This is a genomic window from Synechococcus sp. BO 8801, assembly GCF_002252675.1.
GTDB lineage: Bacteria > Cyanobacteriota > Cyanobacteriia > PCC-6307 > Cyanobiaceae > Cyanobium.
On the sequence record NZ_NQKY01000018.1, the window covers coordinates 1 to 14,300 of the forward strand.

Below are 14,300 nucleotides of genomic sequence, written 5' to 3' on the forward strand. Positions count from 1 at the left end.
CCGCTGGCAGGGCCTGCGGCCCCGCCCCGTCGGCCGGCCGGCCCCCCTGCTGGAGCAGCCGGCCCCGGGGCTGCTGCTGGCGGGCGGCCACTACCGCAACGGCATCCTGCTGGCGCCGGCCAGCGCCGCCTGGGTGGCCGGGCAGATCGAGAGCCGCCCCACCGGCACCTGAACACCGCGGCAGGCCATGAAAAAAGCCCCCCGAGGGGGGCTTGGTGCCGAGCGATCCGGGCCGGGCGGCCCGGGGATCACTTGCTCTCGGTGAACTCGGCGTCGATGACGTCATCGGCGGCGGAGGCGGTGCCGTTGCCATTGCCACCGGGGGCGGCCCCGGCGGCGGCACCTTCGGCCCCGGCCTGCTGGTACACGGAGGCACCGGCGGCATAGAGAGCCTTCTGCAGCTCCTCGAGGCTGGCCTTGATGGCCGGGGAGTCGTCCTTCTCAAGGGCCTCCTTGAGGTCCTTGGCGAAGCCCTCCACCTTGGCCTTGTCCTCGGCGCCCACCTTGTCGCCGAGCTCGCCCAGCTGCTTCTCGGACTGGTAGATGAGGGTCTCGGCCTGGTTCCTCAGGTCGATCTTCTCGCGCTTCTCCTTGTCGGCGCTTGCGTTGGCCTCGGCGTCCTTCACCATCTTGTCGACTTCGTTGTCGCTGAGGGTGGAGGCGCCGGTGATCGAGATGCTCTGCTCCTTGCCGCTGCCCTTGTCCTTGGCGGTGACGCTGAGGATGCCGTTGGCGTCGATGTCGAAGGTGACCTCGATCTGGGGCACGCCACGGGGGGCGGGGGGGATGCCGTCGAGGCGGAAGGTGCCCAGCGACTTGTTGTCGGAGGCCATCTCACGCTCGCCCTGCAGCACGTGGATCTCCACGTTCGTCTGGCCGTCGACGGCGGTGGAGTACACCTCCGACTTCTTGGTGGGGATGGTGGTGTTGCGGGTGATCATCTTGGTCATCACGCCGCCGAGGGTCTCCACACCCAGGGAGAGGGGGGTGACATCGAGCAGCAGGATGTCCTTGACCTCGCCGGCCAGCACACCGCCCTGGATGGCGGCACCCACGGCCACCACCTCATCGGGGTTGACGGTCTGGTTGGGGGTCTTGTTGGTGATCCGCTTGACCAGCTCCAGCACCGCGGGGATGCGGGTGGAACCACCCACCATGACGATCTCGTCGAGCTCGCTGGTGGAGAGCTTGGCGTCCTTGAGGGCCTGCTCCACCGGCACCCGGCAGCGGTCGATCAGCTTGGAGGCGAGCTCCTCGAACTTGGCCCGGGTGAGGGTGAGGTCGAGGTGCTTGGGCCCTTCGGGGGTGGCGGTGATGAAGGGCAGATTGATCTCGGCCTGGGTGGCGCTGGAGAGTTCGATCTTGGCCTTCTCGGCCGCCTCGGTGAGGCGCTGCAGGGCCTGCTTGTCCTGGCGCAGGTCGATGCCTTCGTTGGCCTTGAAGTTGTCGGCCAGGTGATCGACGATCACCTTGTCGAAGTCGTCGCCGCCGAGGTGGGTGTCACCGCTGGTGGAGAGCACCTCAAAGACGCCATCGCCCACTTCCAGCACGGAGACGTCGAAGGTGCCGCCGCCGAGGTCGAAGACGAGGATGCGCTCGTTGCTCTTGCGATCCAGGCCGTAGGCCAGGGCCGCGGCGGTGGGCTCGTTGATGATCCGCAGCACTTCGAGGCCGGCGATCTTGCCGGCGTCCTTGGTGGCCTGGCGCTGGGAGTCGTTGAAGTAGGCGGGGACGGTGATCACCGCCTGGGTGACGGTTTCACCCAGGTACTTGCCGGCGTCCTCGGCCAGCTTGCGCAGCACTTCGGCCGAGATCTCCTCGGGGGCGAACTGCTTGCTGAGCACCGGGCACTTGATCTTGACGTTGGAGCCGGCCTTCTCGACGCCGTAGCTGACTTCCTTGGACTCCTCGTTGACCTCATCGACCCGGCGGCCGATGAAGCGCTTGACGGAATAGAAGGTGTTCTCCGGGTTCATGACCGCCTGGCGCTTGGCGATCTGTCCGACCAGCTTGTCCTGGTTCTTCGTGTAGGCCACCACCGACGGCGTCGTGCGGAAGCCCTCGGCGTTGGCGATCACCGTGGGCTTGCCGCCCTCCATCACGGCGACGCAGCTGTTCGTGGTGCCGAGGTCAATACCGACGACCTTGCCCATGGATGACCACCTCCTGGTGTGGATGAAGTTCTGACTGGAGCCATCTTCCGCATCCAGGGTTCACCCAGGCGAGGGGTGGTTCCCGAACCGGTGCCGTACCGGGAAGGGGGTCTGGGCCTGTCGGAGCCTGGGATCCGGCGGACCTACGGTCGGGCGGCAGCTGCCCATGCGAGCCCATGCCAACCCCACAGGCAGCACCGGTGATCGGTGGTGGCACCGCCCTGGCGGGGGTGCTGGGGGATCCGGTGCGCCACTCCCTTTCACCGGCGATGCACAACGCCGCCATCGCCGAGCTGGGCCTCGACTGGGCCTACCTGGCCCTGCCGGTGGCGGCCGCGGACCTGGCCGTGGTGCTGCAGGGGCTGGAGGCGATCGACTGCCGCGGCCTCAACGTCACCCTGCCCCACAAGCAGGCCGCGGCCGCCCTGGCGCGGGAGCTGACACCGCTGGCACAGCGGCTGGGGGCGGTGAACACCCTGGTGCGACGGGACGGCGGCGGCTGGCTGGGCGCCAACACCGATGTGGAGGGGTTCCTGGCGCCGCTGCGGGGCCTGGCCGCCCGCGAGGCCCTGGTGCTGGGCTGCGGCGGCAGTGCCCGGGCGGTGGTGGCGGGCCTGGTGGAGCTCGGCCTGGGCCGCATCCGGGTGGCGGGCCGCGACAGCACCCGCCTGGGCCGCTTCCTCGCCTCCTGCGCCGACTGGGCCCCCGGCCTGGAGCCCCTGGCCTGGGAACCCGGGGCGGACGGTCAGCCGGACCCCCTGGCCGAAGCGCTGGCGGGCGCCGATCTGGTGGTGAACACCACGCCCCTGGGCATGGCCTCCGGCGGGGATCCGGCGGCGGCGGCGCGCTCGCCCCTGGATCCCGCCCAGGTGGCCCTGCTGCGGCCGGCCGCCACGGTCTACGACCTCATCTACATCCCCCGGCCCACCACCCTGCTGCGCCTGGCCGCTGAACGGGGCTGCCGCACCATCGACGGCCTGGAGATGCTCGTGCAGCAGGGGGCCGCCTCCCTGCGGCTCTGGAGCGGCCGGCCGGACGTGCCGGTGATCGCCATGCGGGACGCCGCCCTGGCCAGGCTGGGGGCCCCCTAGCCTGCGGGGACCGTCCACACCCGAGCCAGCGCCCCCATGGAAGGTCCTCCGATCTGGCAGCGGCTGCTGGGAGCCCTGGCCTACCTGCTGCCCCTGAGCGACGCCCTGCGCTTCGGCCAGGCCCTGTTCGACATGTTCCCGCTGCTGGGGTGGCTGGCGCTGCCGGCCCTGCCCCTGGTGGTCCTGGAGCAGGCCATCCCCTTCGGCGGCCTGGTGCTGTTCCTGCTGCTGTTCCTGCTGGTGGTGCGCAACCCCAAGGTGCCCTACCCGATCCGCTTCAACGTGCTGCAGGCGATCCTGATCGACATCGTGCTGGTGCTGCTCAGCCTGGCCTTCGACACGGTGCTGGCGCCCCTGGGCGCCGGCTTCGCCATCCGCACCCTCTCCAACACGATCTTCCTGGGCACGGTGCTGCTGGTGCTGTTCTCGGTGATCCAGAGCCTGCGGGGCAAGGAGGCCGACATCCCCACCGTCTCCGAGGCGGTGCGGATGCAGCTCTTCTGAAGGGGGCCACGGCGCTGCGATAAGGTCTTGGATCCGTCGCTGACGGGCCCCGGTGCCCTTCAGCCCCTCCACAGGCGACCATGACGCAGCCCTACTACGAAACGATGTACATCCTCCGGCCGGACATCCCGGAGGAGGAAGTCGAGACCCACGTCGCCAAGTACCGCGACATCGTCGTCGAGGCCGGCGCCGAAGTGCTCGACACCCAGATGCGCGGCAAGCGCCGCCTGGCCTACCCGATCGCCAAGCATCGGGAAGGCATCTACGTGCAGCTCAACCACAGCGGCAACGGCCAGCAGGTGGCCCTGCTCGAGCGGGCCATGCGTCTCTCCGAGGACGTGATCCGCTACCTGACCGTGATCCAGGACGGCCCCATGCCCCCGCCCCGCAGCGTCCCCGGCGCAGCGGTCGAAGTGGCCCCCACCGAAGCGGCGACGGCCTGATCCGGCTTGTTCTCCGCTGATCACTGGGCCTACATTCCCCCCAATGGGTGCTAGGCGATGACTGCGACGGACAAGTCCAAAGCCGGCGAGGAAGCCGGCGAGGAGGTCGGCCCGGAAGGCAGACCAGCGTCCCGTGGCCTGCCGGCCCAGCCGGCCTTTCCGCCCACCAGCTGGCCGGCCAGCCCGGCGCCGCCGGCGGCGAGTGTCCTGACGCCCGGCCAGCCGGTGGCCTCCGTTCCGGTGCCACCGCCGGCCAGCTTCAGTTTCGGAGAAGTTCCGGCCGTTGCGGATCCGGCCCCCATGGCCGTCGAGCCCGTCACTGACGACCTGGGGCCTGCCGTGGAGCCCGTCCCGCCGACATCAGCGATGCCGGCGGCAGCACCGGCGGTGGCCACGGCCAAGCCCACCAGCCTGGCGATCACCACCACCGGTCCCGACGCCCAGCAGCTTGAGATGGAGCTGGCCGCCGCCCGGGATGAGCTGAAGGCCCTGCACGAGATGCTGGAAGACCTTCCTGAGATCTTCGAGCGCAAGTTCCAGCAGCGCCTGGCCACGGTGATGGAGCACCAGAAGCACCTGCTCGCCGACAACCAGGCCCTGCGGGACCGGCTCTACAGCCTCAACCCCGCCGCGGCCGATGGGCCGCCCCCGGGCTCAGGCCGCCCCCAGCCCCTGCTGCTGCCCACGGTGGCCAGGAAGCAGGGCTGGGGCCAGGCCCTGAAGCGGGCCCTGCGGCTGGGCGGCGAAGGGGCGCCCCAGAAAATCAGTCGCCACGACGACGGGCGGCCCATAACCGCGTAGGCATCCCCCACACGTAGATGAAGCCCTCGGCGGCCCGGTGGTCGAAGAGATCCTCCGCGCCGTAGGTGGCCATGTCTGGCACATAGAGGCTGTCGCTGGCGCTGGAGCGCCCCACCACGGTGGCGCTGCCCTTCTGAAGCCGGATCCGCACCAGGCCGTTGACCGTGGCCTGGGTGCGGTCGAGAAAGCCGTCAAGGGCGTCCTTGAGGGGACCGAACCAGAGGCCCTGGTACACCAGATCCGCCCAGCTCATCTCGATCTGGCGCTTGTAGCGCAGCACGTCGGCAGCCAGGGTGAGGCTCTCCAGCTCCTGGTGGGCGCGGATCAGCAGCAGCAGGCCCGGGGTCTCGTAGATCTCCCGGCTCTTGATGCCCACCACCCGGTTCTCGATCATGTCGAGACGGCCGAAGCCATGGGCCCCCGCCAGGGCATTGGCCCGGCGGATCAGGGCCACCGGATCGAGGCGCTCGCCGTCGATGGCCACCGGATTGCCCTGCTCGAAGGCGATCTCCACCACCTGGCCTTCGGCCGGGGCGTCCGCCACCGACCGGGTCATGGCGTAGACCTCCTCCGGCGGCTCCACCATCGGATCCTCCAGGGGGCCGGCCTCGATGCTGCGGCCCAGGAGGTTGAGATCGATGGAATAGGGGGACTTCTTGCTCACCGGCGCCGGGATGTCGCAGCGCTCGCCGTAGGCGATCGTCTCCTCCCGGCTCATGCCCCACTCCCGGGCCGGGGCCAGCACCTTGAGGTCGGGGGCCAGGGCGCCGATGGCGACGTCGAAGCGCACCTGGTCGTTGCCCTTGCCGGTGCAGCCGTGGGCCACCGCGTCGGCCCCCACCTCGCGGGCCACCTCGACGAGGCGGCGGGCGATCAGGGGGCGGGCCAGGGCCGTGGAGAGGGGGTAGCGCCCCTCGTAGAGGGCATTGGCGCGGATCGCCGGGAAGGCGAACTCGCGGATGAAGGGATCGATCAGGTCGTCCACCCGCGACTGGCTGGCGCCGGCCGCCAGGGCCTTGAGACGGATCGGCTCCAGCTCGTCCCCCTGGCCGAGGTCGGCGGCGAAGGTGATCACCTCCTTCACCCCCCACTCGCGCATCAGGTACGGGATGCAGACGCTGGTGTCGACACCACCGGAATAGGCGAGCACCACCCGCTCGGCACGCGGTGTGCCCATGGGCGATTCAGCGCCCGCCCCCTGCTGCCCCAACGTCGCCATCCGTGCCGCTCCTGCGCTGTGGCGACCGATTCTGGCGCCTGGGGGTCATTCTCCCCCCTGGTCCGCCGGCGGCAGCCGCCAGCGCAGCAGCACCACCAGGGCCAGCAGCAGCGGCGGCCCCAGCACCAGGGCGGCCACCACCGCCGGCTGGACCGGCAGGGGCTGGGGCCAGCGCAGGCCGGCGGCGGCCAGCAGGGTGCTGAGCAGGAGGGCCGCCGACCAGAGACGGCCCACCTCCAGGAACTTGGCTGGGGTCATGGGGGCGGCGCGATAGAGTGGTGAGTCGGTCCTTGACGACCCAGCCTGACGGCATGAGCATTCTCGACACCATCAACCCCTCCCTGACCCGCTACCGGCGCAACGAGCCGGCGCCGGTGCTGCCGCTGCGGGATGAGCCCGATCTGCTGAGCCTGCTGGAGGCCAGCGGCCGCCTGGTCGCCGACGAGGAGACCGCCAGCACCGATGTGAGCACGGTGGAGGAGGAGGAGCTGTCGGCGCTGATGGGCGAGAAGGAGGATTACAACCCGGCCGACGAGCCCTCGGAGGAAGACTGGGAGGACTGACGGTCCGCTCCGGCTCCACCCTGCAGCATTTCCGATGGCCTCCCGCGACGGCCGCTTCCCTGCGGCCCTGCTCGCCCTGATCCTGCTGGCCGCCTGCCTGGCCAGTGATGCCCTGGTGGCCAATTCCATGCTGACCCTGCCGCTGGTGGTGGCGGCCCTGGTCAGCGCCGGGGTGGCGGCCCTGGGGGTGCCGCGCCTGCGGGCCCTGAAGCTCGGCCAGGTGATCCGGGACGAAGGGCCCCAGGCCCACCACAGCAAGGCGGGCACCCCCACCATGGGCGGCCTGCTGGTGGTGCCCGTGGGGGTGCTGGTGGGGGGGCTGATCAGCCCGGAGGATCCCCGCCCGCTGGCGGTGGCAGCGGTCACCCTGGCCTACATGGCGATCGGCGCCGTCGACGACTGGCGCAGCCTCACCCGGCGCACCAACACGGGCCTGAGCCCCCGGGGCAAGCTGCTGCTCCAGGCCCTGGCCGCCGTCGGCTTCCTGGTCTGGGCCCACCAGGGCGGCTGGCTGGGGGGCGGGGTGCCAGGGGATCTGGGGCTGCCCTTCGGCCGGGTGCTGACCCTCGGGCTGCTGATCTGGCCGCTGGCCCTGTTTGTGTTCCTGGCCGAGAGCAACGCCACCAACCTCACCGACGGGCTCGACGGCCTGGCCGCCGGCTGCGGCGCCATCGTGTTCACGGGCATGGGGCTGCAGTTGATGCTGCGGGGGCACGGGGGCGATCCGGTGCTGGCCGCCTTCTGCACCGCCATGGCGGGCTGCTGGCTCGGCTTCCTCAGCCAGAACCGCCATCCGGCCCGGGTGTTCATGGGGGACACGGGCTCCCTGGCCATGGGGGCCGCCCTCTCCTCGGTGGCCCTGCTGACCGACAGCCTCTGGCCCCTGCTGCTGATGGGCGGGGTGTTCCTGGCCGAATCCCTCTCGGTGATCCTGCAGGTGGGGGTGTTCAAGGCCACCAAGGGCCCCGACGGCCAGGGGCGGCGCCTGTTCCGCATGGCGCCGCTGCACCACCACTTCGAACTCGGTGGACTGCCGGAGCAGAGCGTGGTGCTCGGTCTCTGGGGCGCCAGCCTGATACTGGTGCTGGTGGGACTGGTGCTGCTGCCCTGAGCAGCCGCCCCCTGTCGTCGATCGCGGCGACCCTGCCTACCGATCCGTCGCACCCCCGGCCATGGCGTTTTTCACCTGGAAGGAAACGGGCCTCACCGCCGACTGCGCCAGCCTGGAGGCGATGGCGTCACGGTTCGAGGAGGCGGCGGCCCTGATGCGCCGCATGGCCGATGAGGGCTTCAAGGTGGAGCGCCACCCGGAGGGGCAGCGCATCACCCACCCCGATCCGGCGGTGTTCGGGGCCTACGGCTTCGTGAGCGAGGAATCGGCCGAGAGCCAGCTCACCCTGCTGGAGGAGCCCGGCGCCTGAGGGGGCCAGATGCGTGGGGGGCCCGGCCGCTCAGCGGCGCAGGTAGCCCACCAGCCACACCACCACGAAGGCCAGGGACGACACGCCCAGGTAGACCAGCGTCCAGGTCTGGAAGTCCGAGACGCTCCATCCGAAGGGCAGCAGCCCGTTGGCCGCGTCACCGGCGGTGCTGAAGGCGAGGATTCGGGAGGCCAGGGGGCCGAAGCCCTGGGAGATCACGGGGAGAGCCGCAGGCATCGCGGCACGTTAGGGGAAGGGGCGCGCGCCGCGTCAGGATCGCCTGATCCGCACCCCACCCCAGCCATGGCACCAGGCCCTTCCCCCTTCCCGCGGACGGTGATGCTGCTGGGCAGCGGCGAGCTGGGCAAGGAGGTGGCCATCGCCGCCCAGCGGCTCGGCTGCCGCGTCATCGCCGTCGACCGCTACGCCGGTGCCCCCGCCATGGCGGTGGCGCAGGTGAGCGAGGTGGTGGCCATGGCCGACCCCGACGCCCTCAAGGCGGTGGTGCGGCGCCACCGGCCCGATGTGGTGATTCCGGAGATCGAGGCCCTGGCGGTGGATGCCCTGGCCGAGCTGGAGGCGGAAGGTCTCACCGTGATCCCCACCGCCCGGGCCACGGCGGTGACCATGAACCGCGACCGCATCCGTGACCTGGCTGCCGCCGGGCTGGGGCTGCGCACCGCCCGCTTCGCCTATGCCGAAAGCGCCGCCGAACTGGCGGCGGCGGCGGCGCCCCTGGCCTGGCCCGTGGTGGTGAAGCCGGTGATGAGTTCCTCGGGCAAGGGGCAGAGCGTGGTGCACGGGCCCGAGGCGATCGAAGCCGCCTGGGAGGCGGCGATGGCCGGTGCCCGGGGGGAGGGGGCGCGGGTGATCGTCGAGGAGTTCCTGCGCTTCAGCCTGGAGATCACCCTGCTGACGGTGCGCCAGTGGCAGGGGCCCACCCTGTTCTGCCCGCCGATCGGCCACATCCAGGAACGGGGCGACTACCAGTGCAGCTGGCAACCGGCCCGGCTGGGGGAGGAGCAGCTGGCGGCGGCCCAGGCGATGGCCCAGGCCGTCACCGACGACCTGGGCGGCGCCGGCCTGTTCGGGGTGGAGTTCTTCCTCTGCGGTGAGCCCGGCCGCGAGGAGGTGGTGTTCTCCGAGCTCTCACCCCGGCCCCACGACACCGGCCTGGTGACGCTGGTGGGCCAGAACCTGAGCGAATTCGAGCTGCACCTGCGGGCGGTGCTGGGGCTGCCGATCCCAGAGATCCGCAGCCTCGGAGCGGCGGCCTCCCGGGTGATCCTGGCCGGAGCGGACGTGCCTCCGGGAGCCGGAAGCCCCAGCTATGTGGGGCTGGAAGAGGCCCTGGCGGTGCCGGACACCCAGGTGCTGATCTTCGGCAAACCCGAGGTCCGGCCCTGGCGGCGCCTGGGGGTGGCCCTGGCCCGCGGCGACGATGAGGCGGACGCCCGCGGGCGCGCCGATGCGGCCGCGGCCCGCGTGCAGGTGCAGACCAGCCGATAAACCGCCACCACCACTGGTTTTTCGCCGCTTTGAGCCCTATGGTGCGCCCCTGCGGGTAGCACAATGACTCAGGCCCATTCCCCCTCGAGGCTCCCTCGCTCCCGGAAGACCCGGCAGAAGAGGGAACTCGGGGCGGTGGCGCTGCCTGAGAAGACCAGCACCAGGCCCGATCCGAAGCAGCGGCCCCCGGCGCCGCACCGGTCCCGCCGCCGGCCCCTGCTCACCTTCGGCGTCGGCGTCGCCGTCGGAGCCTTGATGGCGGGCCCCCTGCCGGCACGGATCGCCCCGTTCCTGGCGGGTCTGATCCCCAGCTCGCGGGGCATCGGCGCGGTGCTGAATCCCCTCACGATCGAGAACCGCCCGATCCTCGTGCTCGGCCGCGATGCCGTGGGCGAGAACACCGACGTGATGTTCACGGTGCGGCTCGATGGCGACATCACCCACATCACCCAGGTGCCGCGGGACACCTTCATCGAATCGCCCCAGCTGGGGGTGGTGAAGGCCAACTCCCTGTTCGCCCTCGGCGGCATCCAGACCGCCAAGGCGGAAGTGGGCACCCTGCTCGCCACCCCGGTGGAGCGCTACCTGAAGGTGAACCTCGACGCGGTCAACAAGGTGGCCGAAGCCCTCGGGGGCGTCGAGGTGGATGTGCCCAAGCGCATGTACTACGTCGACAACGCCCAGGGCCTCTACATCGACCTCTACCCCGGTAAACAGCTGCTGAAGGGCAAGGACCTGGAGGGTTTCCTGCGCTTCCGTCACGACGAGCGGGGCGACCTGGGCCGGATGGAACGCCAGCGCCAGGTGATGGCCGAGGTGTTCAGCAAGCTGGCCCAGCCGGCCACGATCGCCAAGCTGCCGGCCCTGCTGGAGATCGCCGGCAATGACATGGTCACCGACCTGTCGCCGATCGAGATGACCCAGCTGATGTCCGCCCTCGGCAAGACGAAGCTGAGCACCCAGCGGGTGCCCGGCCGGCTCTACTGGCACAACGACCTCAGCTACTGGATGCCGGACAGCAACCAGGCCTACCCCAGCGGCAGCGGCGAAGAGCCGCTGCCCTGAGGCCTCAGGCGGCCGGGCCCCGGCCGTCGTCCGGGGTGCGCCAGCCGGCGGTGAGCTCGGCCAGCAGCTGGGCCAGCCCCTCCTTCTTCGGCAGGTCGGCCTCCGCCGCCCACTCGATCTCCTGGATGCGGGCATCGGCGAGGCCCAGCAGCTCCACGAGATGGCGATAGGCCACCCGCTCCTGGGCGTTGATGCTGGACTCCGCCGGTGAGCGCCGGCCCACCCGCACCATCATGTAGCCGAGCTTCAGGGCCAGCTGGCGGTCGTCGGAGCCGGGCAGCTGGGTCACCAGATCGTCCAGGCCCGCCACCGGCAGCCGCTCGGCCAGAAAGGCCTCCAGCTGCGCGTCGCCGAGGCCATTGGGGCTGTCGCCCTGCAACTGGGTGGCCACCTGCTCGGCCAACAGCTCCCGCTCGGCGGTGGAGCATTCGCCGTCGGCCCAGGCGACGGTGCAGACGATGCGCAGCAGGGCCGCCTGGGTGGGGGTGAGTTCAGCCATGGGTCAGGCCGCGAGGGGGATGGGGGGATGCTGCTCCAGCACGTGCCGCAGGTAGCGGCCGGTGTGGCTGGCGGCGTTCTGGGCCACGGTCTCGGGGGTGCCGACGGCCACGATCTGGCCCCCCTTGTCACCGCCTTCCGGTCCGAGGTCGACCAGCCAGTCGGCACAGCGGATCACATCGAGGTTGTGCTCGATCACCAGGATCGAATTGCCCTTGTCCACCAGACGCTGCATCACGTCCATCAGCTTGTGGACGTCGTAGAAGCTGAGGCCCGTGGTGGGCTCGTCGATCAGGTAGAGGGTCTTGCCGGTGGCGCGGCGGGAGAGCTCGGTGGCCAGCTTCACCCGCTGGGCCTCACCGCCGGAGAGGGTGGGGGCGGGCTGGCCCAGCTTGATGTAGCCGAGGCCGACGTCCACCAGGGTGCTGAGACGCTCGCCGGCCTGGGGGATGGCGGCGAACACCTCGGCGGCCTGCTCCACCGTCATCTCCAGCACATCGGCGATGGTGTGGCCCCGGAACGTCACCTGCAGGGTTTCGCGGTTGTAGCGGGCCCCCTTGCAGACGTCGCACTGGACATAGACATCGGGGAGGAAGTTCATCTCGATCACGTTCACCCCCTGGCCGCTGCAGGCCTCGCAGCGGCCGCCCTTGACGTTGAAGCTGAACTGACCCACCTGGTAGCCGCGGGCCTTGGCCTCCACCGTGGCGGCGAACACCTGGCGGATCGGATCGAAGGCGCCGGTGTAGGTGGCGGGGTTGGAGCGGGGGGTGCGGCCGATCGGCGACTGGTCGATGACGATCACCTTGTCGATCGCCTTGATGCCCCGCAGCTCCTCAAGGCCGGAGGGGAAAGGCACCTTCATGCCGAGGCGGTTCTCCAGGGCCGGATGCAGCAGCTCATTCACCAGGGTGCTCTTGCCGCTGCCGCTCACCCCGGTGACGCACACCAGCCGGCCGAGGGGGATCTCCACGTCGATGCCCTGGAGGTTGTTGCGGGTGCAGTTGGCCAGGGTGAGCCGGCGGCTGCCGGCATCGCGGCGCTCGGCGGGGGTGGGGATGGAGCGGCGACCGCTCAGGTAGGCGCCGGTGAGAGAGGCCTCGGCGTTGAGCAGGTCGTCGAGGGAGCCCTCGGCGACGATGTGGCCGCCGTGGACGCCGGCACCGGGGCCGATGTCGACGAGGTAATCGGCGGCGCGGATCGTGTCCTCGTCGTGCTCCACCACGATCAGGGTGTTGCCCAGGTCGCGCAGCTTGGTGAGGGTGGCCAGCAGGCGGTCGTTGTCGCGCTGGTGCAGGCCGATGCTGGGCTCGTCGAGTACGTACAGGACGCCGGTGAGGCCGGCGCCGATCTGGGTGGCCAGGCGGATCCGCTGGGCCTCCCCGCCCGAGAGGGTCATGGCGGGCCGGTCCAGGCTCAGGTAGTCGAGGCCGACATCGAGCAGGAAGCGCAGGCGCATGCGGATCTCCCGCAGCACCAGGTCGCCGATCTGGATCTGGCGGCTGCTGAGCAGGGGCTCGGCCCCTTCGCTGGCCCCAACGCCCATCAGGGCTTCGATGCGCTCCAGGGTGACGGCCACGCTCACGGAGGTGAGCTCGTGGATGGCGTAGGGGCCCACCCGCACCGCCAGGGCTTCGGGCCGCAGCCGCAGGCCGTGGCAGCTCTCGCAGGGCACCAGCTCCAGGTACTTCTCGAGCTTCTGGCGCATGGATTCGCCGCTGGCATCGCGCAGCTGGCGCTCCAGGATCGGCAGGATCCCCTCGAAGGGCCGCACATAGCCCTCGCTCTTGCGGTAGCGGCTGTCGGCCTTGATGGCGATCGGCTCCTGGCTGCCCTGCAGCAGCACCGTGCGCTGGGCGTCGGTGAGCTGGTCCCAGGGGGTCTTGAGCTCGAAGCCGAAGGCCTCACCGACGCTGAACAGCAGGGAGAAGTAGTAGCTGTTCTCCTTGTCGCTCCAGGGGGCGATGGCGGCGTACACCGGCAGGGAGGGGTCGGGCACCACCCGCTCCACGGTGAACTTGCGCAGATGGCCGATGCCGTGGCAGTCGGGGCAGGCGCCGTAGGGGCTGTTGAAGGAGAACAGGCGCGGCGAGAGCTCCTCCATCACGGCGCCGTGCACGGGGCAGGCGAAGTTCTCGGAGTAGAGCCGCTCCCGCTCCACGCCCTCGGGCAGGGGTTCGTCGGCCTTGGGCACCACCTCCACCAGGGCCAGTCCCTCGCCGCGCTTGAGGGCGGTGCGCAGGGAATCGGTGAGGCGCTCGTTGATGCCCTCGCGGGCCACCAGCCGGTCGACCACCACCTCGATGTGGTGGGCGTGGTTCTTGTCGAGCTCGATGTTGTCGGCCAGCTCGCGCACCTCGCCGTTGATCCGCACCCGGGCGAAGCCCTCCGCCACCAGGCCGGCCAGCAGCTTCACGTGGGTGCCCTTCTTGCCCCGCACCACGGGGGCCAGCAGCTGGTAGCGGGTGCCCTCGGGCAGGGTGAGGATCTGGTCCACCATCTCGTCGATGGACTGGGGCTTGATCGAGCGGTCGCACTGGGGGCAGTGGGGTTCGCCGGCGCGGCCGTAGAGCAGGCGCAGATAGTCCTGGATCTCCGTCACCGTGCCGACGGTGGAGCGGGGGTTGTGGCTGGTGGACTTCTGGTCGATCGAGATGGCGGGCGAGAGCCCCTCGATCGCATCCACGTCCGGCTTGTCCACCTGGCCGAGGAACTGGCGGGCGTAGGCGGAGAGGCTCTCCACGTAGCGCCGCTGGCCCTCGGCGAAGATCGTGTCGAAGGCGAGGGAGCTCTTGCCGCTGCCGCTCACCCCGGTGAACACCACCATGCGGTTGCGCGGGATGGTGAGATCGACGTTGCGCAGGTTGTGCTGGCGGGCCCCACGGACCCGGATCACATCCTCGAGGCTGCCGCCGGTGAGGGTGCGCAGGGCCTGGTCGGGAGAGGGGACGGCATCCTCCGGCAGCTTGCCGGAGGTGCCGTTGCCGGGAGCCGCGCTCTTGCTGGAGGATCCGACGCGGGCACGGGGCATGG

At 70.6% G+C, this 14,300-nt stretch carries 16 protein-coding genes; 10 read left to right on the top strand and 6 right to left on the bottom strand.

Going from position 1 to position 14,300, the window contains the following annotated elements; translation table 11 throughout:
* Window positions 1–172 (top strand): FAD-dependent oxidoreductase (locus CJZ86_RS12365; protein WP_143594153.1); only part of this gene is annotated, 172 nt, incomplete at its 5' end.
* 76 nt (window positions 173–248) lie between these two features.
* Here the strand turns inward: CJZ86_RS12365 and dnaK are convergent.
* Window positions 249–2,153 carry a molecular chaperone DnaK gene (gene dnaK, locus CJZ86_RS12370; protein ID WP_094586242.1) on the bottom strand — a complete coding sequence of 635 codons (1,905 nt, stop codon included), beginning with the start codon at window positions 2,151–2,153 and terminating at the stop codon, window positions 249–251.
* A 176-nt stretch (window positions 2,154–2,329) separates the two neighbouring features.
* Here dnaK and CJZ86_RS12375 point away from each other — a divergent pair, with 176 nt between their 5' ends.
* The 4 genes from CJZ86_RS12375 to CJZ86_RS12390 all read left to right on the top strand — a co-directional run bounded on the left by CJZ86_RS12375 (window position 2,330) and on the right by CJZ86_RS12390 (window position 4,992).
* Complete coding sequence (locus tag CJZ86_RS12375) at window positions 2,330–3,244, top strand: shikimate dehydrogenase (RefSeq protein WP_094586243.1); 915 nt, start codon at window positions 2,330–2,332, stop codon at window positions 3,242–3,244.
* A gap of 36 nt (window positions 3,245–3,280) precedes the next feature.
* Entirely contained in the window at window positions 3,281–3,748 is a 468-nt protein-coding gene (locus tag CJZ86_RS12380; protein ID WP_094586244.1) for a Tic20 family protein, read from the top strand.
* Between the two features lie 80 nt (window positions 3,749–3,828).
* Window positions 3,829–4,191, top strand: a complete 363-nt coding sequence (gene rpsF / locus CJZ86_RS12385) for a 30S ribosomal protein S6 (RefSeq protein WP_094586245.1) — start codon at window positions 3,829–3,831, stop codon at window positions 4,189–4,191.
* 57 nt (window positions 4,192–4,248) lie between these two features.
* Complete coding sequence (locus CJZ86_RS12390; RefSeq protein ID WP_094586246.1) at window positions 4,249–4,992, top strand: hypothetical protein; 744 nt, start codon at window positions 4,249–4,251, stop codon at window positions 4,990–4,992.
* On the opposite strand, the gene CJZ86_RS12395 is transcribed toward CJZ86_RS12390, so the two are convergent.
* On the bottom strand, window positions 4,955–6,169 hold the full coding sequence (locus CJZ86_RS12395) for an argininosuccinate synthase (protein WP_094586247.1): 1,215 nt from the start codon (window positions 6,167–6,169) through the stop codon (window positions 4,955–4,957). The genes CJZ86_RS12390 and CJZ86_RS12395 overlap by 38 nt on opposite strands.
* An 87-nt stretch (window positions 6,170–6,256) precedes the next feature.
* Window positions 6,257–6,469, bottom strand: a complete 213-nt coding sequence (locus CJZ86_RS12400; protein WP_094586248.1) for a hypothetical protein — start codon at window positions 6,467–6,469, stop codon at window positions 6,257–6,259.
* Window positions 6,470–6,522: 53 nt separating this feature from the next.
* Here CJZ86_RS12400 and CJZ86_RS12405 point away from each other — a divergent pair, with 53 nt between their 5' ends.
* The 3 genes from CJZ86_RS12405 to CJZ86_RS12415 all read left to right on the top strand — a co-directional run bounded on the left by CJZ86_RS12405 (window position 6,523) and on the right by CJZ86_RS12415 (window position 8,195).
* Complete coding sequence (locus CJZ86_RS12405; protein WP_015109952.1) at window positions 6,523–6,774, top strand: DUF3134 family protein; 252 nt, start codon at window positions 6,523–6,525, stop codon at window positions 6,772–6,774.
* Between the two features lie 34 nt (window positions 6,775–6,808).
* Window positions 6,809–7,885 (top strand): phospho-N-acetylmuramoyl-pentapeptide-transferase, encoded by a 1,077-nt coding sequence (gene mraY / locus CJZ86_RS12410; RefSeq protein ID WP_094586249.1) that lies wholly within the window; start codon window positions 6,809–6,811, stop codon window positions 7,883–7,885.
* Window positions 7,886–7,946: 61 nt separating this feature from the next.
* A complete protein-coding gene (locus CJZ86_RS12415) occupies window positions 7,947–8,195 on the top strand; it encodes a hypothetical protein (RefSeq protein ID WP_094586250.1) in 249 nt (82 codons plus the stop codon).
* 30 nt (window positions 8,196–8,225) lie between these two features.
* On the opposite strand, the gene CJZ86_RS12420 is transcribed toward CJZ86_RS12415, so the two are convergent.
* Entirely contained in the window at window positions 8,226–8,432 is a 207-nt protein-coding gene (locus CJZ86_RS12420; protein WP_094586251.1) for a 5'-phosphoribosylglycinamide transformylase, read from the bottom strand.
* Between the two features lie 66 nt (window positions 8,433–8,498).
* On the opposite strand from CJZ86_RS12420, the gene purT reads away from it, so the two are divergent.
* Window positions 8,499–9,704 (top strand): formate-dependent phosphoribosylglycinamide formyltransferase, encoded by a 1,206-nt coding sequence (purT, locus tag CJZ86_RS12425; RefSeq protein ID WP_094586252.1) that lies wholly within the window; start codon window positions 8,499–8,501, stop codon window positions 9,702–9,704.
* 135 nt (window positions 9,705–9,839) lie between these two features.
* Entirely contained in the window at window positions 9,840–10,769 is a 930-nt protein-coding gene (locus tag CJZ86_RS12430) for an LCP family protein (protein WP_233134001.1), read from the top strand.
* Window positions 10,770–10,773: 4 nt separating this feature from the next.
* Here the strand turns inward: CJZ86_RS12430 and CJZ86_RS12435 are convergent, their stop codons facing one another.
* Window positions 10,774–11,268: a tellurite resistance TerB family protein gene (locus CJZ86_RS12435; RefSeq protein WP_094586256.1), complete on the bottom strand. Its 495-nt coding sequence runs from the start codon at window positions 11,266–11,268 to the stop codon at window positions 10,774–10,776.
* 3 nt (window positions 11,269–11,271) lie between these two features.
* The gene (gene uvrA / locus CJZ86_RS12440) at window positions 11,272–14,298 is read right to left on the bottom strand and encodes an excinuclease ABC subunit UvrA (protein ID WP_233134002.1); all 3,027 of its coding nucleotides are present in this window, start codon (window positions 14,296–14,298) and stop codon (window positions 11,272–11,274) included.
* Between the last annotated feature and the right edge of the window lie 2 nt (window positions 14,299–14,300).

What these genes read in the sequence shown, in the direction of transcription:
- dnaK (WP_094586242.1), bottom strand. Translation starts at nt 2,153, where the DNA reads ATGGGCAAGGTCGTCGGTATTGACCTCGGCACCACGAACAGCTGCGTC.
- CJZ86_RS12375 (WP_094586243.1), top strand. Translation starts at nt 2,330, where the DNA reads ATGCCAACCCCACAGGCAGCACCGGTGATCGGTGGTGGCACCGCCCTG.
- CJZ86_RS12380 (WP_094586244.1), top strand. Translation starts at nt 3,281, where the DNA reads ATGGAAGGTCCTCCGATCTGGCAGCGGCTGCTGGGAGCCCTGGCCTAC.
- rpsF (WP_094586245.1), top strand. Translation starts at nt 3,829, where the DNA reads ATGACGCAGCCCTACTACGAAACGATGTACATCCTCCGGCCGGACATC.
- CJZ86_RS12390 (WP_094586246.1), top strand. Translation starts at nt 4,249, where the DNA reads ATGACTGCGACGGACAAGTCCAAAGCCGGCGAGGAAGCCGGCGAGGAG.
- CJZ86_RS12395 (WP_094586247.1), bottom strand. Translation starts at nt 6,169, where the DNA reads ATGGGCACACCGCGTGCCGAGCGGGTGGTGCTCGCCTATTCCGGTGGT.
- CJZ86_RS12400 (WP_094586248.1), bottom strand. Translation starts at nt 6,469, where the DNA reads ATGACCCCAGCCAAGTTCCTGGAGGTGGGCCGTCTCTGGTCGGCGGCC.
- CJZ86_RS12405 (WP_015109952.1), top strand. Translation starts at nt 6,523, where the DNA reads ATGAGCATTCTCGACACCATCAACCCCTCCCTGACCCGCTACCGGCGC.
- mraY (WP_094586249.1), top strand. Translation starts at nt 6,809, where the DNA reads ATGGCCTCCCGCGACGGCCGCTTCCCTGCGGCCCTGCTCGCCCTGATC.
- CJZ86_RS12415 (WP_094586250.1), top strand. Translation starts at nt 7,947, where the DNA reads ATGGCGTTTTTCACCTGGAAGGAAACGGGCCTCACCGCCGACTGCGCC.
- CJZ86_RS12420 (WP_094586251.1), bottom strand. Translation starts at nt 8,432, where the DNA reads ATGCCTGCGGCTCTCCCCGTGATCTCCCAGGGCTTCGGCCCCCTGGCC.
- purT (WP_094586252.1), top strand. Translation starts at nt 8,499, where the DNA reads ATGGCACCAGGCCCTTCCCCCTTCCCGCGGACGGTGATGCTGCTGGGC.
- CJZ86_RS12435 (WP_094586256.1), bottom strand. Translation starts at nt 11,268, where the DNA reads ATGGCTGAACTCACCCCCACCCAGGCGGCCCTGCTGCGCATCGTCTGC.
- uvrA (WP_233134002.1), bottom strand. Translation starts at nt 14,298, where the DNA reads ATGCCCCGTGCCCGCGTCGGATCCTCCAGCAAGAGCGCGGCTCCCGGC.